Genomic DNA, 17,941 nt, shown 5'->3' with positions numbered 1-17,941 from the left:
CATATATTCGACTCACGTTCGAGTGAACCTCAGGCGGGAATTGTCCGAGTCGACGTGGCAGACCGTGACCAGGTGCGAAAAGATCGCAGCGAACGGCGGATTGCGGACGCGCCGGCCGCGGACGGTTACTTCTCGCGCCGGGCGATCCAGGCGGCCGCCTGGGTCCGGCGCTGCATGCCCAGCTTCGCCAGCACCGATGTCACGTAGTTCTTGACCGTCTTCTCCGCGAGGAACAACCGCTCGGCGATCTCGCGGTTCGACAGGCCCTGGCCGATCAGCTCGAGCACGTCGCGTTCGCGCTCGGTGAGCGTCGCCAGCTCGTCCGTCGGCGGGTGCCGCATCTTGTCGAGCACCCGCGCGGTGCTCACCGGGTCCAGCAGCGACCGCCCCGCCGCCACCTCGCGGACCGCGTTCACCACGTCCTGCCCGCGCACCTGTTTCAGCAGGTACCCCGCGGCGCCGGCCATGATCGCGCCGACCATCGCCTCTTCGTCGTCGAACGCCGTCAGCATCAGGCAGGCCGGCGGGTTCGGCTTCGACCGCAGTTCGCGGCAGAGCGTGATGCCGTCGCCGTCGCCGAGGCGGACGTCGACCACCGCGACCTCCGGCTCGACGTGCATCGCCACCGCCAGGGCCTCTTCGACGCTGCTCGCCTCGGCGACGACCTCGATGTCGGGCTCGTCGCCGAGGAGGTCGCGGAGCCCGCGGCGGACCAGTTCGTGGTCGTCGACGAGCAGTACCTGGATCGGCATACCCCGAGGTTACGGGGTGCGCGGACGCCGCGGTGGCGGCCGGTCGGCACCGTCACACGTGGATTACCTCAAAGGTGTGAGCGCGAACCCCGTAACATTCTGGCCGGTACGCATTCCCCGCGGAAAATCCGCAGGTCAACGGGGAAACGCGAAAGAATCACGGAATAGGCCGCGCTTCGTGGGGCGCTGGCGTTTCCGAAATTCCGGAAACGTCCGTAACGGCGCGGACGAGGCCGCGATAGTAACCACGCAATCGCGCCAGTTCGCGTTCGGAAGGAATTCCGTTGTCCCTGTTTCGCCGTGCCCTGACGACGGCCGCCGCCGTCGCCGGGTTCGCCCTCCTCGGCCCCGTCCCCTTCGCCTCCGCGCAGCTCGCGACGCCGCTCGCCGGCGACGTGGACTGCAAGAACTTCCAGTACCAGGAGGAAGCCCAGGACGTTCTCGACGCCACCCCGGGCGACCCGTACCACCTCGACGACAACAACAACGGAATCGCCTGCGAATCGCTGCGGCACCGGCCGAAACAGCCGAGCACCACCACGGCGAAGCCGGAAACGCCGACGACGACCGCCCCGAAGACGACGACCGCCTCCAAGAAGAGCGGCAGCCAGGTGAAGGTCAAGCCGGTCGGCGGCGTCGCCACCGGCGGCGGTGAGCCGGACGACGGCGTCCCCGGTTTCCTCGTGCTCAGCGGCACGCTGCTCGCCGCGACGGTGTCCGGTGGCATGGTCCTCTACCTGCGCCGGCGGCCGAGTTGAGGCACCCGCGCCTGTGGCCCGCGGTCACGGCGGTCCTCGCCGCGCTCGGCGTGGTCGTGGCCGTGGCCCTCGTCCTCGTCCTGTCGCCGAAGGCGCCGCAGGAGATCGCCCCGCCGAGCCCGGCCGCCACGAACCCGGCGAGCACCGCGAGCATCGCGCGCACCGCGGCAACGACCGCCGACGGCCTCCCCGCGGCGAGACCGGCGTCCCTGACCATCCCGGCGATCGGCGTGCACGCCGAGGGGATCACGGACCTCGGGCTGACGCCGGACGGCGCACTGGAAGTCCCGGGCGACGCCACGACGGTGGGCTGGTTCACCGGCGCGCCGTCGCCCGGGGAGGCCGGCCCGGCGGTGCTGGCCGCGCACGTCGACTACCGGCACGTGCCCGGCGCCTTCTCCCGCTTGACGGAGCTGCGCCCGGGCGAGCCGGTCCGGGTCGGCCGCGCGGACGGCCGGATCGCCGTCTTCACCGTCTACCGCGTCGACCGCTACCCGAAGGCCACGTTCCCGACCGACCGGGTCTACGGCGACACACCGGCGCCCGAGCTGCGGCTCATCACCTGCGGCGGCGCGTTCGACCGGGAGAGCGGCAACTACCTCGACAACGTCGTCGCCTACGCGAGGCTCACCGCCGTCGAGGCCTGAGCCAGCTCGATCCGCGCCAGCTCGAGCCGCCGGTAGGTGCGCTCCCCGAGCGACCAGACGTCCAGGACGTCGCCGTCGAGCTCGGGGTAGGCGATGACGAGGTGCTCGCCGCGGTAGGCGATGTCGACCGGGAGCCCGGCTTCGAGCTGCCAGCAGAGCTGTCGCTGCTTCGGCGTGAGCCGGCCCGCGTAGCGGTCGCTCATCGCCCGCGCGAGCTGGCCGCGCAGCAGCACCGGCCCGCTCGCCGGCGCGGCCAGCAGCCGTTCGGCGTGGCCGGCGGGATCGGGCGGCAGCTCGCCCGGTTCGGGGTCGCGGACGGCCACCGTCGGCTCGCTCTGGTCACGCGCGGGCAGCACGATGCTGCCGTCGGCGGCGTGGTGGGTCGGCGCGTAACCCGCTTGGCGCAACGCCTCCAGCGTGCCGACAGCGTCCACAGTGGATGTCAACACGGTGGGAGCCACCGCGCGCAGGCCGAGTTTGGCGAGCTTCCGGTGCGCGGCGAGTTCGGCCAGCACGGCGGGTTCGCCGACGATGACACTGGCGACACCGATCACCTGTGCCTCGCCGTGCCGCCGCGCGACGTCGTTGACCAGGTACACCAGCGGCTGCGGCAGGTCGCCCGCGGCGACGGCGCGCAGTTCGCCGAGCAGCCCGGCCGTCGTCGCGCCCTGGTCGAACGCCCGCCGCACGGACGCCGGGGAGAACCGCCAGCTGGTCGCGGTGCCCTGGGCTTCGCGGTCGGCGACGCGGTCGAGCAGCGCGGCGAGCCGGGCGTCGGGCGAACCCGGCACGATCGCGGTGAGGTCGGTGCCGAACAACGCGGTCGTGCGCGCCCGGGAAACCAGCTCGCCGGTCACTTCCACGAGCCGTTCCGGGCTGAGCAGGGCCCGGCCGGCCTCGGTCACGGCGCCGTGCGCGACGACACCGAGCAGTTCGCCCTCGTCGAGCGCGGCCCGGACGTGCCCGGCGACGTCGTCGGTCGGCAGCATCGGCGCGTGCCATTCGGCGAGCCGGATCAGCGCGTCGACGTCGGTGACGGCGTCGCCGGGAGCGAGCCGCGCCAGCAGCCGCACGAGCAGCCGCCGCACCAGCGCGTCGACGTCGGTCTCGAACTCCGGCGGCGCCGGGTCCCACCAGGTCGTCAGGAGCAGGCGGTACAGCAACGCCGGCTCCGGCCGGGCGAGGTCCGGATCGGTCGCGAGCGTGGGCGCGGGCGCCTTCTGGCCGCGGCGCGGTGGCGGTGGCTCGTCGGCCAGCAGCAGCCCGGCCTGCGCGGCGAGGTCGATGGCCAGCTCGATCTCCGCCGGCGTGCCCCCGGTGTCCTTGGCGAGCTTCTTGACCAGCCGCGTCCCGATCGTGCCGTCCTTGAGCAGCGGCAACGGTTCCGCGGCGGCCAGGTCGAGGATCGCCGACACGCGGTCGAGCAACCGCAGCGCGGCCGCCGACGACGTCGCTTCGGCCGCCTCAGCACCGGTGTGGGTGACGGCGTACTCGGGTTCCTCGGGCGTGAACGGCAGCTGGTGGTCCGGGCCGCGGAGCGCGAGCGACACCTCCATCGGCATGGTCACGGTGCCGAAGTAGGTCCCGAACAGGAAGCCGTGGTCGAACGCCCAGCCGGCCGGGGCAAGGCCTTCGACCTCGGGCACGCCGTCGGCCATGTCCTCCAACAGCTTCCGCGTTTGCCCGGGTGCGGTGGCGAAGAGTTCGCGGACCTTATCGCCGTCCCGGTAGAAGGCGGCGAGCTCGCGCAGGAGTTCCGGTTTCCGGGCGGTGTCCGGCAGCCCGAGGGCCCGCGACAGCTTCGCCAGCCGGCTCGTGCCGAGCTCTCCGAGCAGGTTCGCGACGGGCTGGCCGAGCCCCTCGGCGCCGAAGCCGGTGCGGTGCAGCAGTTCCGGCAGCTTGACGCCGTCCTCTTCGCGCCACAGCAGTGCGCGCTCGGCCAGTTCGTCCACAGAGGACTCGACCACGCCGGCGCCCGTGCCGAGCAGCCGGGCGACCTCGGCAACGGGCGCCGGCCGCCGCCCGATCGCGTAGCACAGCTGGACGGCCCGTACGACCTGCACCAGCGGCATCGGCAGGGCGAGCAGCGCGGAATCGACGGACTCGGCCGAGGCCAGCCGGGCGGCGACGACGTCCAGCCGCCGCGGCCACGGCTCCGCCAGCACGTCCGGCCGGTGGGCCAGCACCTTCGCGAGGGCGTCCTTGTCCAGGCCCGCGAGCCTGCCGAGCAGTTCGTCGGCGGTCGTCATCGGCCCAGGCTAGATCACCGTTCGCAGGCGACGCCGTCGCCGTCGCGGTCGAGCCCGGACCGGTAGCCCGGTTCGCCGCGGTACAGCGGCGCCGCGCCGGCGGCCTTCGCGGCCGAGCAGTTCGCGTAGTAGACGCTCTGGGCCGGCGCTTCTTCGGTGGCCTCCACGGGCGGCGGCGGGGGAGCGGCCTTGGTGGCCGGGGCCGGCTTCGGCGCGGGAGTCGGCGCCGGGGCGGGCTTCGGCGCGGAGGTGGGCGCCGGCGCGGGTGTCGGCGCGGGTGTCGGCGCCGGGGCGGGCGCGTCGATGGTGCCGTTGCACGGCGGCCCCCAGAGCCCGCTGGCGGCGGCCTTGGCCGCGGATTCGGTGACGGCGAGCGCGGCCGAACCGGCGGTGGCCGCGTACTTGAGATAACCCTGCTGAATCGCCAGAGTCGCGTAGTCCTGGCCGCCGGCCAGCGTCAACGCGACACCCTGCGCGGTTTCCACGCCGAGGGTTACGGCTTTGCCGGAAAGCGTCGAGGTGGCCCAGCCGAGCGATTCCGCCGCGAAACAGCCGGTGTTCGCGACCGGCGCGAGCACGCCGAGGACGTGCACCGTTCTGTTCGTGCCGTCGCTGCCGTCGACGACGACGGTCGCGCCGTCCGTCACGCTGCCGACGGTGTAGGTGACGGCCACCGGCGTCGGCGTCGGGGTCACGCTCGCGCTGGTGAGCGGGGGTGTCGAGGACGCCGGGGCGGCGGTGGCCGCGGGCTTCGGCTGGGGCGCTTCGCCGAAGATCGCGCCGAGCACGAACAGGACCGCGAACGCGGCCAGGACGATCTTCAGCCAGTTCGGAAAGCGCTTCTTCGCCTGCATGCGGGATTTCCTCGTTCCTCGAGCGACGTGCTGACGGTGTACTCGGGAAATCTCCTGTCCTCGTTACGCGGCTGCTCGTGATCGGCCACCATTCGTTATCCGGCGGAATTTCGCCGTCACGATCACGTCACGAACCGGGCGGGCGCGCCGAAAAGCTGTCACAACGGCCGATCGGAAAACGACCTGCGGACGTGATCGAATCCCTCCCGCTGCGCGGCGACGGCGGCCACCCCGCCCACGGCCTCGGCTTCACCGCACTGGACATCCGGACCACGGGCCTGCGCCCGGGCCACGTCGTGGAGCTGGCCGCGGTCCGCGTCGACGCCACCGGTGCGGTCGTCGGCGAGCTGACGACGCGGGTGGACCCCGGACCCGGGGTGCCGCCCGGCCCAGCGCTCGTGCACGGCATCACGCGCGGCGAGCTCGACGGCGCGCCGTCGTTCGGCGCCGTGCTGGGCTCGCTGCTGAACTTCTGCCGCGGCAGTGTCGTCGTGGCCCACGACCTGCCGTTCGTCGCCGCCTTCCTGGAGGAGGAGGTCGCGCGGCTCGGCACCGGCGTGCCGGTGCTGCCGGGGGTGGACACCCTGGAGGCCGCGCGGACGGCCGTCCCGCTGCCCAACTACCGGCTCGCCACCGTGGCGCACGCCCTCGGCGTGCCGGCGCGGCCCGGGCTCTCGGCCTTGTCCGGCGCGCGGACGGTCGCGCAGCTGGTCGTCGCCCTGTTCGGGCGGCACGGCCTCACCTTCGCGACCCCGCCGGCCCTCCCGGCGCTGCCGCGGTTCGCCGCCGGTCCGCTGCACCCGCGTGCGGAACCGGAGCCGGCCGAGCCGGGGTGGATGGCCGAGGCCGCCGAGCGCGTGGTGACCGGCCCGGGCGGCGACGCCTACCTGGACCTGCTCGCGGAAGTCGTCGCCGACCAGCACCTCGCGCCGGCCGAGGTGGCGGCCTTGGCCGCGCTGGCGGCCGAGGCCGGGTGGTCCGCGGACCGGGTGCGTTCGACGCACCGGCGGTTCGTCGGCGCGGTGCGGGAAATCGCGGAACGGGACGGCGTGGTGACCACGGCGGAAGCGCGCGAGCTGCGGCAGGTGGCGACCGCACTCGGCGTCGCCGACGCCGGTGACCTGCGGCCGGCCGCGGGCGGGAAACCGGTCCGGGTGCTGGTGCTCGGCACCACCGTGGCGGCGGACCGGCTGCGGGCCCGTGTCCTCGGCGAGGGTGTCCAGCTGGCCAAGAAGCTGACCGCGAGCGTCACCCACCTCGTCGTCGACGAGACCGTGCCCGCGAACGAGCCCCGGCTGACGCGGGCCGCCGAACTGGGCGCCGTCCTGCTCGACGTCGAGGCCGCTCCGGTGGCCCTCGGCTTCGAGCCGCCGCCGCCCGCGCGGCCGGCCGTGGCGCCCGCCGCGACGTCCAAGCTCGTCGGCGGGCGGATCCTGATGGGGATCGGGCTGCTGCTGATGTTCATCGTCGTGCTCGCCATGTTCGGGGGGACGCCGCCGGCCGCCGGGATCTTCTTCGCCGTGTTCGGGGTGGGGGCGCTGCTCGGTGGGTGGTGGCTCGCCGAGCCCGCGCCGCGCTAGCCCCCGTGCGCGCCCACCTGCGCGCCGGCTGAGCCGGTCCGGTTCACTGGACTCATGGCAATTCCGGAGCTCGCGCTGCGGCAGATCGAACGGTGGTGCGCGCAGCGCGTCCCCGAACACCTCCAGGACCGGGTCCGGGTCGAGTGCCGGATCCGGGGCCGCGCGGTCACCATCGTCGAACGCCGTGCGCCGCAGACCGGGCCCGACTGGAGCGAGCAGGAGATCGCGCAGCTGCGGTTCGACGAGTTCGGCATCTGGTCGGTGTGGCGGGCCGGCCGCGACGGGCGGTGGCTGAGCTACCCGGACGCGCCGGTCGCCAGCACGCCGCCCGCGCTGCTCGCCGAGATCGACCGCAACCCCGGCGGGGTGTTCTGGGGCTAGGACGGCGGTGGGAAGCGGACCTCGTTGCGGTCGATCTTCGCGTGGGCCGCGGCGGCCAGGTCGACGCCGAGGCGGTCGGCCAGCTGCAGCAGGTACAGCGTGACGTCCGCGATCTCGTCGAGCACCTTTTCCGCCAGCGCCGGGTCCTCGCGCCACGCGTCGGACTCCTCCGGCGTGAGCCACTGGAACAGCGAGGTCAGCTCGCCGACCTCGCCGGAAAGCGCCATCACGAGGTTCTTCGGGGTGTGGTACGGCTCCCAGGCGCGGGCCGCCGCGAAGCCGCGTAGCCGCTGGGTCACGTCGTCGAAAGTCACGGGCGCGATTCTCCCCGGTGGTCACCCTGCGCTAACAGCCGTATGGCGGATGGGCGTTGACCGGTAAATCTCTCACTCAATAGGTTGAACTTCGTCGGGATACTTGCGGGGACCAAGGCTGGGAAGGGAACGTCTTGAAGTACCTGCGATCCGTCCGCGGCCGCATGCTGGGCATCGCGTTCATCCCCGGCGGCGCGCTCGTCGCCGTGGCTGTCGTGATCGCGGTTCTCCTGATCCACCAAGCGGTTCGGACGCGGGACACGGCCGTGGAGACGGCGGCCGCCGCGGACCGGACGGCCCGCGCGGTCGTCGCGTTGCAGGGCGAGCGGAGCGCGGCGATGGCCGCGCCAGAGCAGCGCGGCGCCGCCTACTCGACGTACACCCAGCGGATCGAGTCCGCCATCGCCGGCCTGCGCGACTACGCCCGCCACGCCCCGGACGCCGAGTCCGCCTACCAGCAGACCACCGCCGTCGAGCTGCTTTCCGTCGCCGAAGGCATGGATCGCTCCGATTCCCTCGCCCTGGCCGGGCTGGACAACGTGACGCGGGGGGCGTTCACCTCCGCCGTCGCCTCCTACCGCGCCGATCTGGCCCGGGTCGTCCCGCAGCTCACCGAGAGTGGCCGGATGGCGTACGAATCGCTCACGCGCAGCGCCGAATGGAGCAGGCTCACCGCCGCCGAGAACGCTTTCACCGCGGGCGAACCGCTTCCGGTCGCCGAGCACACCTGGCGCAGTGCCGCCTATTCCGTGTCCGCCCGGCTGGGCCTGCTGTACACGCAGCAGAGCCAGTACGCCGTGCAGCTGACGCTCGACGACGGCCGCCGCACCCTCGCCGGCGCCCTCGCGGCGGGGACGGCGCTGCTGTTGTTCGCCGGGCTCCTGCTGGTGGTGGTCCGGCGGCTGGTCGCGCGGGTACCGGTGCCGGTCGTCCCGATCATGGTGCCGACCGTCCACGCGGCCATCCCGCGACCCCGCCACGCACGGTCACGACGACCGGGACTGCCGGACCCGTGGCCGCTGAAAGCCGTGTTCGACGACCTGCGCCGTCGATGAGCCTCTCACGCAGCGTCACGGATTACTCCGAAAAGAGCACGCGGTTGGCCCACACGCGCGTCTGCGGCCGTCAGGCAGACTGGTGCGCGTGAGTCCCCTCTCGGATCTTCGCCCCTACCTGCGCAGTTTGGACGCGGAGACGCTGGCGGACCTGCTGTACGCCCAAGCCGAGCGCGACCCGGAACTGCGGCATTCCCTCGAACTCCGCGCCGCCACCCAGTCCGGGGACGTCAGCGAGGCGCACCGGCTGCTGGACACCGCGGTGACCGACGGGAACGTCGAGTACACCGCCAAGATCGGCGCGGTCCTCGACACGCTGCAGCGGATGCTCGACGCCGGCAGCCGCGCCGACCTGGCCCCGCTGGCCCGGCGCACGGTCGACGACATCGGCGAGGTGCTGGAGCAGTCCGGAGACCACACCGGTGACCTGGCCGAACGGCTGGACCGGGCCGTCGAGCTGTACGCCCGCGCGTGCGCCGCCCGGCCGCCGGACCCGGAGAAGCTGGCCGACTGGATCCTCGAGGTCGAGTTCGACGGCCCCGGCCGCCCGGTGATCGACCTCGCCGAGTTCGCGGCCGCGCTGGGCGAGCCGGGGCTCAAGCGGATCAAGTCCACAGTAGACGACGTACTCGCGGCGAGCGGGCCGGGACACCGCCGCGATGTGGCCGAACGGCTGCGGGAGCAGCTGGCCGAGGTGCTCGGCGACGTCGACGAGCTGGTGGCGATCCTGTCGGCCAAGCCGCCGCGCGTGGACGTCAGCCTCAAGATCGTCCGGGTGCTGCGGGCGGCGGGACGGCACAGCGAGGCCATCGCGCACGCCGCCCGCGCGCTCACGCACGACAAGCAGCCGCCGGCCGAAGACGAGACCTCTCGTCGCCGCAAGGACTTCGACGCCAACCCGGGCCGCGAGACGTACGCCGCCCTCCGCGGGGCCGCGACGGCCGACGGGAAGTGGACGGTCCAGCGCCGGGAAGCGCTCGCTCGCCTGCGCGAGCGGGCCGCCGAGGGCACCGAGCAGGCCGACGAGCTCGTCCGCGTCCTGCTCGACGACGGCCGTCCCGACGAAGCCTGGCGGGCCGGTGTCCGGTTCGGCGCGTCCGCGGAGCTCAGGCTCGAACTGGCCGAGCAGCGCGCGGCCGAGCACCCGGCCGAGACGATCCCCGTCTTCCGCGAACACGTCGACGAGCTCATCGAACGCAAAGACCCGCAGGCCTACCAGGAGGCCGCTCGCCGGCTGAAGCTGTTGCGCACCCTGCACAAGCGTGCCGGGACGCCCGACGAATTCACCGCTCACCTGGCCGCGCTGGTGGAAAACCACCGGCGGAAAACCCGGCTGATCACGGAAATCCGGGCCGCCAGGATCGCCATGCCGAAAGCCGTAACCTCGCCCCGCAGCCCTCGTTGACCCGGGAGAACCGGTGATACACGTGCACCGGGACATCGTGAGCGCGCCAGGCGTCGCGGTGGCCCAGTTCCGTCGTCCGGCTCGGCGCCTCCCCGTCGAGCGAACGGCGGGACCCGCGCCAGGGCCACCGCGACGAGCTCGCGGTGAAGTGAAAGCATGAGGCCATGAGCCCGGTCAGTCGAGCCCGCAAGAGGCAGCCGCAGCCCGTCACGCACAGCGTGACCGGCCTGTTCAAGGACGTCCTGAACGACTTCTCGGCGCTGGGCGCCGACCCCGCGCCGGTCGACGTCGAGCTGCTCGCCTCCGAGGTGCTCGGCCAGTTCCACGACGTACCGGTCGAGGACGGCGAAGAGCCGCTCGGGTTGGAGCTCATCGCCTTCGCGCAGCGCAAGATCACGCCGGGCGCCGCCGCGCTGCTGGCCGCGCTGAAGGTCGTCGCCGAGACCGACGTCGAGCGCAAGGCCGCCGACGCCGGGCTGCAGGTCGTCCTCGGCCGCGGCATCCCGGAGCCCGCCTTCACCGCCGGGCTGGGCCGGGTCACCGCCGGCGAGTGCTGGCGGACCGGGGACGTCTACGGCGACGAGTCGTCCCTGCTCTGCGTCTTCTCCCACGGCGACCAGGCGTACGGCCTGCTCGCGCTGCTCGACTTCACCGAGGGCGGCCGGGTGCGGGACCTCGTCGTCATCGACGGGCCCGCCGATGTCATCGCGGAAATGCGCGAGCAGTCCGACGCCGACCCGGAGCTGGTCCTCTTCGAGGCCGTCGACCCCGCCGAAGCCCACCGCCTGATCGCCGACGGCCTCGCCGCCACCGACCACCTCGACGAAGCCGACGTCAGCGAGGACTACGCCCGCTTCCACGCCGTCGCGCTCACCTGGTGCCGCGCGCTGCCGGAGCCGGCGCTCGTGCCCGAGGTGGCCGCGTGGTCCGACACCGAGCGCGCCGCCGTCGTCGAGCAGTTCGTCGCGGCGAGCGGTGAGGACGCCGACGCCGCCCGCGCGCTCGGCGGCCTGCTGCTGGAGCACGGCCTGCGCACCGACCCGGGCAACCCGCTGCGCGTCGGGCCGGAGAAGATCGCGCGGTTCCTCGAGGGGCTGCTCGGCGAGGAGTACGAGCTCGACGCCGACTACGAGGACGCCGTCGAGCCGATCGTGCTGGCCTGGGTGCAGTGGACGGGCGAGCGGGCGGGGCTTACCGAGACCGCGATCGCCGCGCTCGACGAGGCCGTCCAGGACTACCTGAGCGAGTACGCCGACGATGACGACTCGCCGCTGGAGCGCTACTTCGCCGACACCGTCGACCTGTCGCCGACCGAACTGGCCGACGCGCTGGAGCGCCGGATGTTCGCCGTGCCGTCGACGACCACGGAAATCGACGAGGAAGAGGTCGACCTCGACCCGACCGACCCCGAACAGCGCCGCGCGCTCGTCATCGCCGAGGCCGACGAGGACGAAGACGAGCAGCGGCTGATCCTGCGCGCGACGATCGTCGACCAGCTGTGGGACAATGAGCCGGCCGAGGTCTGGCCGGCCGTCGAGCGCCTGCAGGAGGGCGAACTCGACCGCGGCGAGATTTTCGAGCGGCTCATCGACGCGCTGGAAAACAGCCTGATCGACGCGGAAAACCTCGAATACGACGCCGACGCCTACCTCGAGGCGCTGGCCGGGCTCTGATCGCTAGGGGAGGGGGCCTGCCGGTTCGGCGGGCTTCCCCTTCCGGCGGCGCTCCTGCAGCCGGTCGTCGAAGTCGACGACGAACGTCCCGGCGGCCATCGCGATCAGCAACGCCAGACCGAGCAACGCACCGACCCACGTGAGGATCATCGTGAACATCGTGGGCCTCCTCCCCAGCTCAGAGCCGTTTTCCTGACTCCTTCAGGGTCGCTTTCACAAGCGGCCGGGGGTATCGGCCAACCGGTTACGGCTGAACGGCCCGCCTCGGCCGAACGGCCGGTTTCCGGCGCGGAGAGTCGCGAGCTCGCGACGAATCGTGGCCGCGCACTCGCGTAGCGTGCGAATGCGCGGCATGTGGGTGACAGGCCGCGTGACCAGGCACGGGTCAGAGCTTGCGCAGGCGGACCCGGTTGATGGCGTGGTCGCAGTCCTTGCGCAGGACCAGCGTCGCCCGCGGCCGGGTCGGCTTGATGTTCTCCATCAGGTTCGGCTCGTTGATCGAGTGCCACAGGTGGCGGGCCTCGGCACGGGCCTCGTCGTCGGGCAGGCCGGCGAAGTGGTGGAAGTGCGACGCCGGGTCCGCGAACGCCGTGTGCCGCAGTTCGAGGAACCGCTCGACGTACCAGCGCTGGATGTCGTCGGTGTGCGCGTCGACGTAGATCGAGAAGTCGAAGAGGTCGGACACCATCAGCCGCGGCCCCGGCTGCAGCACGTTCAGGCCCTCGACGATGAGGATGTCCGGCTGCTGCACCACCTGCTCCTGGCCGGGCAGGATGTCGTAGGCCAGGTGCGAGTACACCGGCGCGGCGACGCGCTCGGCGCCCGACTTGACCTCCGTGACGAACCGCAGCAGCGCGCGGCGGTCGTAGCTCTCCGGGAAGCCCTTGCGGTGCATGATCCCGCGCCGCACCAGCTCGGCGCGCGGGTACAGGAAGCCGTCGGTGGTGACCAGGTCGACGCGGGGGTGGTCCGGCCAGCGGGCGAGCAGCGTGCGCAGGATGCGGGCGGTGGTCGACTTGCCGACCGCGACGCTGCCGGCGATGCCGATCACGAACGGGACCTTCGTGCCGCGGGAGTCGTCACCGAGGAACGTCGTCGTCGCTTCGTAGAGCCGCTGGCGCGCGGCGACCTGCAGGTTGATCAGGCGGGACAGCGGGAGGTAGACGTCGGCCACCTCGGCCAGGTCGACCTGCTCGCCGAGGCCGCGCAGCCGCAGCAGCTCGGCCGCCGTCAGCGGCAACGGCGTCGAACTCCGCAGTTCTTTCCATTGTTCGCGGTGCAGCTCGACATACGGGCTGAGTTCGCGGACCCGGGTCATCGCACACTCCTCCGGCCGTCGCCTGCACTGGCGGACGTTTCACCTGCGTGATTAACGGTAGGGCTTACGGCCGGTTAAAGCGCTGTGACGTAGTCCACCCTCCAGCCAGGGTTGATCACCGGCTGTGACGATTTCCGAAGACTTCGTCCCAGGCCGCGGCGACCTGCCGGGCGCAGGTCGCGGGGGCGACGCCGCCGACGCCGGTGCCGAGCCCCGGCATCGCGATCGTGTCGACGTACTCCCGCACCGGGCCGTGGTCGAGCCGGCCGTCGCGCCAGGTCAGGAACACCGCGCGGGCGGCCAGGTACGGGTGGACGGTGTCGGCGGGCAGCCGTTCGCCGGGCTCCCGCATGGTCGGTGCGCTGATCAGCCAGGCCGGCTCGGCCTCGCCGGTGGGCACCACGACGGCGTCGCCGATCGGCAGCTCGCCGCCGTGGAAGGCCAGGACGGCGCTGCGGACGCTCTGCTCCACCCCGGGGAACGCCTGCGCGTAGACGGCGTCGATCCCGCCGCGCATCCAGCCGTAGGAGTTGGCCGGGCTGACCACGGCCTGGGCGACGACGTCGAGCACCGACCCGCGGTGCACCCGGACCCGGCCGGCCAGCTTCTGCGCGGCGGCGGTCCAGGCGTCGGCGAGTGGTTCATCGACGGCGCACAACACCAGTTCCGGTGCGCGAGCGGCGACGGGCGGCTGGGCGCCCTCGCGTCCGGGGTGCGTGCCCGATTCGGCGGTCACGCCCTCAGCATCGCAAAAAATGCCACCCGGCGTAACCGGTTCCCGTACCGGCTGTCCGAGTGAATGTCGCCACGGCCGGGCCCCGTAGCCTGGGTCCTGTGTCACGGATCGCATACTTCGGCCCTCAAGGGACCTTCACCGAACAGGCCGCGCGGGTGCTCGCCCCCGGCGAAGAACTGATCCCCGTCGATACCGTCCGGCTCGCGATGACCGCCGTCCGCGAGGGCGAGGCGGACGCGGCGTGCGTCCCCATCGAGAACTCCGTCGAGGGCGTGGTGCCCGCCACGCTCGACGGCCTCAGCGAGTCGACCCCGCTGGTCGCGATCGCCGAGACCATCCTGCCCATCCACTTCAGCGTGCTGACCCGGCCGGGGACGTCGGAGATCCGGACCATCGCCAGCCACCCGCACGCGCTGGCCCAGGTCCGCGAGTGGCTCGAGGCGAACGTGCCGGGCGCGCACCCGGTGGCGTCGTCCTCGACGTCCGCGGCCGCGGTCGGCGTGCTGGAGGGCGACTTCGACGCGGCGGTCTGCGCGCCGGTCGCGGCCGAGCACTACCCCCTCGAGGTGCTGGCCACCGAGGTCGCCGACGTCAGCGACGCGGCGACGCGGTTCCTGCTGGTCCGCCCGCCGGGCGAGCTGCCGGAGCCGACCGGCGCGGACCGGACGTCCGTGGTCGCCGCCGCCACGAACCGCACGGGCACGCTCGCCGAGCTGCTCACCGAGCTGGCCAGCCGCGGCATCAACCTGACCCGGCTCGACGCGCGGCCGACGCGCAGCAACTTCGGCGAGTACCGCTTCTTCATCGACTTCGAGGGCCACGTGGCCGAGCCGCGGGTCCTCGACGCGCTGACCGCGTTGCGCCGGCAGTGCCGCCACCTGCGGTTCCTCGGCTCGCACCCGCGCGCCGACGGGACCCGGACCACGATCGAGCCCGGCTTCGGCAACGACGACTTCGTCGAAGCGGCGGTGTGGGCCGACGCGGTCCGCAAGGGGGACCTGGCGTGAGGCTGCTGCTCATCCGCCACGGTCAGACCGAAGGGAACGTCCGCGGCGCGCTGGACACCGCCCTGCCCGGCCCGCCACTGACCGACCTCGGACGGCGCCAGGCCGACGCCCTCGCGGTCAGGCTGGCGGAGGAACCGCTGGTCGCGGTGTACGCGTCGCAGGCGACGCGGGCCCAGCAGACAGCGGCTCCGCTGGCCGCGCGGCTCTCCCTGGACGTGCAGGTCGTCGACGGGGTGCACGAGGTCGTCGCGGGCGACCTCGAAGGCGCGACCGACCACGCGTCGATCCGGACCTACATGGACACGGTCCGGCGCTGGACGCTCGGTGAGCTGGCCCCGTCGCTGCCCGGCGGCGAGAGCGGCACCAGCGTGCGCACGCGGATGCTGGACGCGGTCGGCCGGCTGCGCGCCAAGCACGAGCAGGCCGACCCCGACGGCGTGATCGCCCTGGTCAGCCACGGCGGCGCGATCCGGCTGGCCGCCGAGTGGCTGGCGCCGAACGTGCACGCGGATGTCGCCAACGCGGCGTTGATCCCGAACACGGGTCTCGTCGAGCTGGTGGCCGAGCCGGAGGGCCGGTGGCGCTGCCTGACCTGGGTCGATACGCCGCTCTGAAGATCACGAAAGTGTAATACTGTCACGTTTAGAACACGGTCCGTGGGGAATTCACGAAAGCAGCCAACCCGGCCGCGACCCGGTACGTCTACCCAGTAGCACCACACCAGGGAGGCGATGGAGATGAAGCTTTCACGGTTGTTCCCGGTCCTCGCGGCTTCGGCGGGCGTCCTCGCGCTCTCCGCCTGTGGCGGCGGCGGCACCACGAACGCGGCGAGCAGCTCGACGCCGTCGACGACCTCCGAGTCGCCGACCGCCACCACCACGGTCACCACGGCCACGTCGAGCCCCGCCTCGACGCCGGCCCCGCCGCCGGCCGCCCAGCCCGCCGACAACGGGCTGTGCAAGGCGGGCGACGTCAAGCTTTCGCTCGGCCAGGGCGACGCGGGTGCCGGCTCGACGTTCCGGCCCCTGCTCATCAAGAACACCAGCTCGAAGCCCTGCATGATCCAGGGGTTCCCCGGTGTGTCCTACGTGGGAGGCACGGACGGGCACCAGGTCGGCAAGGACGCCTTCCGCGAAGGCACCAAGGGCAACGCCGTCAAGCTGAACCCCGGCCAGACCGCGGCCGCCGACATCCAGTTCGTCAACGTGCAGAACTTCGACCCGGGCACCTGCCAGCCGACGCAGGTCAAGGGCCTGCGCATCTACCTGCCGCAGGAGACCGCGTCGAACTTCGTGCCGAGCGAAGGCACCGGCTGCGCGAGCACCAAGATCCCCGGCAACCAGCTCGCGGTGAAGACGGTTCACCCCGCCTGACCCGGACCGCCACGCTCGGCGGACGGGCTCGCCGGCTGGTCAGATCCGGCCGCAGATCTCCCTGGCTTCGGTCAGGTGCCGCTGCCCGGAGATGTCGTTGAAGTGCAGGCTCAGCACCATCCGGCTGACGCCGTCGACGTGGTCGGCCAGCGGCTGGTAGTTCGCGTTGAGCTGGGCCGCGGCCGCGGACAGCTCGCGCGCCGCCACCATCCGGTGCAGCCGCTCCGGGCTCAGCCCCGGTGTCAGCGCGGGCTGCTCGTCGCGGCTCGTGTCGGGCAGCTCGCCCACGCGGTCGAGCGCCTGGCACGCCGCGACGGCGTCTTCGAGTGCGCCGGCGTGCACCCCGGACAGTCCCCACAGGAGCCCGAGCACGCTGCCGCCCAGTGCGAACCCGGCCACCGCGGACAGCACGAGCAGCCGCCGCGACGGCGGGGGTGACGGGGACTCGGCCGAAGACTCGTCGAATTCGGGATCGGCGTCGGTGCCGGTCCCCGGGTCCGCGGTGCGCATGACTGCCTCCTCACCACCTGGGTGAGGAGCTATTTCAGCTCACAATCCCGGATCGTGGTGCGTCAGCGCCGCGGCTGAGTCCGATTTGTCACCGAGCGGGCCGCGCCGCAGCGCGCCGAAGGCGAACGCGGCGATCACCAGCATCGCCACCCCGGACACGGCGAACGTCCGCGCGGCCGAGCCGAGCCGCTCGGTCAGCACGCCGCCCAGCAGCGCGCCGAGCGGGATCGCGCCCCAGACCACCGTGCGCCAGACCCCGAGCACCCGGCCGAGCAGCTCGCCGGGCACGAGCGTGTGCCGGGCCGTCGCGAGCACGACGTTCACCGCCACCACCGCGGCCGCGAACAGCCCGAACAGCGCCGCGCCCGCGACCGGCGAGCGCACCAGGCCCATCCCCCCGAACCCCAGGCCGCAGCAGGCGATCCCGCCGGTGACGACCGGGAGCCTTCCGATCGTCCGCACCAGCCGCGGTGCGACTCCCGCGCCGAGCAGCCCACCGATGCCGCCGACGAACGCGAAGAACCCGAAGGTCGCGTCGGACAGGTGGAGGTCCTCGAGCGCGTACAGCACCAGCTGGGCCTGGGCGAGCTCGCTGACCAGGCTGAGCAGGCCGGCGACGACGACCAGCCGCAGCAGCAGCGGGTGCCGGCGCAGCCAGCGCAGGCCGTCGGCGAGCTCGGTGCGGAGTTTCGCCGGCTCGACCGGCGTTTCGGCCTTGCCGCGGTAGGTGCCCGCCAACCCGAGCAGCACGGCCGCCGCGATCGCGAAGCCGGCCGAGTTGAGGATGAACGGGAAGGCGGCGAAGAGCGCGAACGTCAGGCTGCCGACCGGGCCGCCGAGGAACGTCTGGCCGACGATCTCGCAGGCCTGCAGCTTGCTGTTGGCCGCGTCCAGCGAGCCGTCGCCGACGACCGCCGGGATCAGCGCGTTCGCCGCGCTGTCCGCGATCGTCTCGGCCGTCCCGATGATCAGCGCGGTCAGGTAGACGAGCCAGATCGACATGCCGCCGGCGGCCACCAGCACGGCCAGCGCGCCGACCGCGGCGGCCCGGGCGGTGTTCGCGACGATCATCGCGCGCCGCCGGTCGATCCGGTCGACCAGCGCGCCGGCCACCGCGGCGAACAGCAGCCAGGGCAGGAACTGGGTTGCGGACAGCCCGGCGATGAGCACCGGATCGCGGGTCAGCGTCGTGGCCAGCAGCGGCAGGGCCACCTTGCCGATGCCGTCCCCCAAGTGGGATGCCGCGCTCGACGTCAGCAGCCACCTGAGTCTTCGGCCGCCTCCGTCGTTCCGGGCTTCGGTCACTGTGCCTCCCCGCACGAATCGATG

Annotated in this window: 19 protein-coding genes; 10 read left to right on the top strand and 9 right to left on the bottom strand. The window is 72.8% G+C overall.

The genetic code is table 11. The features are described 5' to 3' along the window. Positions 1-125: 125 nt before the first annotated feature. On the bottom strand, positions 126-752 hold the full coding sequence (locus DV20_RS39635; RefSeq protein WP_043788689.1) for a response regulator: 627 nt from the start codon (positions 750-752) through the stop codon (positions 126-128). A 284-nt stretch (positions 753-1,036) separates the two neighbouring features. Between DV20_RS39635 and DV20_RS39630 the strand changes: the two genes are divergently transcribed. Further along, entirely contained in the window at positions 1,037-1,510 is a 474-nt protein-coding gene (locus DV20_RS39630; protein ID WP_051736319.1) for a calcium-binding protein, read from the top strand. Continuing rightward, entirely contained in the window at positions 1,507-2,157 is a 651-nt protein-coding gene (locus tag DV20_RS39625; RefSeq protein WP_043788688.1) for a class F sortase, read from the top strand. Before DV20_RS39630 ends, DV20_RS39625 begins: the two co-directional genes overlap by 4 nt. On the opposite strand, the gene DV20_RS39620 is transcribed toward DV20_RS39625, so the two are convergent. Together DV20_RS39620 and DV20_RS39615 are read right to left on the bottom strand one after the other, a co-directional pair. Beyond that, positions 2,127-4,406 carry a helicase-associated domain-containing protein gene (locus tag DV20_RS39620; RefSeq protein WP_043788686.1) on the bottom strand — a complete coding sequence of 760 codons (2,280 nt, stop codon included), beginning with the start codon at positions 4,404-4,406 and terminating at the stop codon, positions 2,127-2,129. The genes DV20_RS39625 and DV20_RS39620 overlap by 31 nt on opposite strands. 14 nt (positions 4,407-4,420) lie before the next feature. Beyond that, positions 4,421-5,260 carry an excalibur calcium-binding domain-containing protein gene (locus DV20_RS39615; RefSeq protein ID WP_043788684.1) on the bottom strand — a complete coding sequence of 280 codons (840 nt, stop codon included), beginning with the start codon at positions 5,258-5,260 and terminating at the stop codon, positions 4,421-4,423. A gap of 191 nt (positions 5,261-5,451) precedes the next feature. Here DV20_RS39615 and DV20_RS39610 point away from each other — a divergent pair, with 191 nt between their 5' ends. Then, entirely contained in the window at positions 5,452-6,840 is a 1,389-nt protein-coding gene (locus DV20_RS39610) for a 3'-5' exonuclease (RefSeq protein WP_043788683.1), read from the top strand. Between the two features lie 54 nt (positions 6,841-6,894). Beyond that, on the top strand, positions 6,895-7,221 hold the full coding sequence (locus DV20_RS39605) for a DUF3024 domain-containing protein (protein ID WP_043788681.1): 327 nt from the start codon (positions 6,895-6,897) through the stop codon (positions 7,219-7,221). On the opposite strand, the gene DV20_RS39600 is transcribed toward DV20_RS39605, so the two are convergent. After that, complete coding sequence (locus DV20_RS39600; RefSeq protein WP_043788680.1) at positions 7,218-7,535, bottom strand: nucleotide pyrophosphohydrolase; 318 nt, start codon at positions 7,533-7,535, stop codon at positions 7,218-7,220. The two genes, DV20_RS39605 and DV20_RS39600, sit on opposite strands and share 4 nt — an antisense overlap. A 134-nt stretch (positions 7,536-7,669) precedes the next feature. On the opposite strand from DV20_RS39600, the gene DV20_RS39595 reads away from it, so the two are divergent. From DV20_RS39595 to DV20_RS39585, 3 genes are all read left to right on the top strand, one after another. Beyond that, complete coding sequence (locus DV20_RS39595) at positions 7,670-8,590, top strand: nitrate- and nitrite sensing domain-containing protein (RefSeq protein ID WP_043788678.1); 921 nt, start codon at positions 7,670-7,672, stop codon at positions 8,588-8,590. An 88-nt stretch (positions 8,591-8,678) separates the two neighbouring features. Next, positions 8,679-9,995, top strand: coding sequence for a DUF6880 family protein (locus DV20_RS39590; RefSeq protein WP_407638375.1), 1,317 nt, complete (start codon positions 8,679-8,681; stop codon positions 9,993-9,995). Between the two features lie 164 nt (positions 9,996-10,159). Next, complete coding sequence (locus DV20_RS39585) at positions 10,160-11,668, top strand: hypothetical protein (protein WP_043788676.1); 1,509 nt, start codon at positions 10,160-10,162, stop codon at positions 11,666-11,668. 3 nt (positions 11,669-11,671) lie between these two features. Here the strand turns inward: DV20_RS39585 and DV20_RS46035 are convergent, their stop codons facing one another. The 3 genes from DV20_RS46035 to DV20_RS39575 all read right to left on the bottom strand — a co-directional run bounded on the left by DV20_RS46035 (position 11,672) and on the right by DV20_RS39575 (position 13,722). Beyond that, a complete protein-coding gene (locus DV20_RS46035) occupies positions 11,672-11,827 on the bottom strand; it encodes a hypothetical protein (protein ID WP_167344426.1) in 156 nt (51 codons plus the stop codon). A 226-nt stretch (positions 11,828-12,053) separates the two neighbouring features. Then, a complete protein-coding gene (gene coaA / locus DV20_RS39580; protein WP_043788675.1) occupies positions 12,054-12,986 on the bottom strand; it encodes a type I pantothenate kinase in 933 nt (310 codons plus the stop codon). A 115-nt stretch (positions 12,987-13,101) separates the two neighbouring features. Then, positions 13,102-13,722 carry a macro domain-containing protein gene (locus DV20_RS39575; RefSeq protein ID WP_043788674.1) on the bottom strand — a complete coding sequence of 207 codons (621 nt, stop codon included), beginning with the start codon at positions 13,720-13,722 and terminating at the stop codon, positions 13,102-13,104. A 98-nt stretch (positions 13,723-13,820) separates the two neighbouring features. On the opposite strand from DV20_RS39575, the gene pheA reads away from it, so the two are divergent. The 3 genes from pheA (at position 13,821) to DV20_RS39560 (ending at position 16,102) form a co-directional block, all read left to right on the top strand. Then, a complete protein-coding gene (gene pheA, locus DV20_RS39570; protein WP_043788673.1) occupies positions 13,821-14,729 on the top strand; it encodes a prephenate dehydratase in 909 nt (302 codons plus the stop codon). After that, entirely contained in the window at positions 14,726-15,343 is a 618-nt protein-coding gene (locus tag DV20_RS39565; RefSeq protein ID WP_043788672.1) for a histidine phosphatase family protein, read from the top strand. The genes pheA and DV20_RS39565 overlap by 4 nt, the downstream gene beginning before the upstream one ends. Positions 15,344-15,460: 117 nt before the next feature. Beyond that, on the top strand, positions 15,461-16,102 hold the full coding sequence (locus tag DV20_RS39560) for a DUF4232 domain-containing protein (RefSeq protein WP_043788670.1): 642 nt from the start codon (positions 15,461-15,463) through the stop codon (positions 16,100-16,102). Between the two features lie 39 nt (positions 16,103-16,141). On the opposite strand, the gene DV20_RS39555 is transcribed toward DV20_RS39560, so the two are convergent. Continuing rightward, positions 16,142-16,612 (bottom strand): hypothetical protein, encoded by a 471-nt coding sequence (locus DV20_RS39555; RefSeq protein WP_043788669.1) that lies wholly within the window; start codon positions 16,610-16,612, stop codon positions 16,142-16,144. Positions 16,613-16,651: 39 nt separating this feature from the next. After that, positions 16,652-17,917: an MFS transporter gene (locus DV20_RS39550; RefSeq protein ID WP_043788668.1), complete on the bottom strand. Its 1,266-nt coding sequence runs from the start codon at positions 17,915-17,917 to the stop codon at positions 16,652-16,654. Between the last annotated feature and the right edge of the window lie 24 nt (positions 17,918-17,941).

The sequence above is a fragment of the Amycolatopsis rifamycinica genome (assembly GCF_000695625.1).
GTDB classification, from domain to species: Bacteria; Actinomycetota; Actinomycetes; order Mycobacteriales; family Pseudonocardiaceae; genus Amycolatopsis; species Amycolatopsis rifamycinica.
The sequence above is the reverse complement of the archived record's forward strand: the minus strand, read 5'-3'. Positions and strand labels throughout refer to the sequence as shown.

Coding starts and splice junctions, on each gene's coding strand:
- DV20_RS39635 (WP_043788689.1), bottom strand. CDS start 752: ATGCCGATCCAGGTACTGCTCGTCGACGACCACGAACTGGTCCGCCGC.
- DV20_RS39620 (WP_043788686.1), bottom strand. CDS start 4,406: ATGACGACCGCCGACGAACTGCTCGGCAGGCTCGCGGGCCTGGACAAG.
- DV20_RS39615 (WP_043788684.1), bottom strand. CDS start 5,260: ATGCAGGCGAAGAAGCGCTTTCCGAACTGGCTGAAGATCGTCCTGGCC.
- DV20_RS39605 (WP_043788681.1), top strand. CDS start 6,895: ATGGCAATTCCGGAGCTCGCGCTGCGGCAGATCGAACGGTGGTGCGCG.
- DV20_RS39585 (WP_043788676.1), top strand. CDS start 10,160: ATGAGCCCGGTCAGTCGAGCCCGCAAGAGGCAGCCGCAGCCCGTCACG.
- DV20_RS46035 (WP_167344426.1), bottom strand. CDS start 11,827: ATGTTCACGATGATCCTCACGTGGGTCGGTGCGTTGCTCGGTCTGGCG.
- coaA (WP_043788675.1), bottom strand. CDS start 12,986: ATGACCCGGGTCCGCGAACTCAGCCCGTATGTCGAGCTGCACCGCGAA.
- DV20_RS39560 (WP_043788670.1), top strand. CDS start 15,461: ATGGAGATGAAGCTTTCACGGTTGTTCCCGGTCCTCGCGGCTTCGGCG.
- DV20_RS39555 (WP_043788669.1), bottom strand. CDS start 16,612: ATGCGCACCGCGGACCCGGGGACCGGCACCGACGCCGATCCCGAATTC.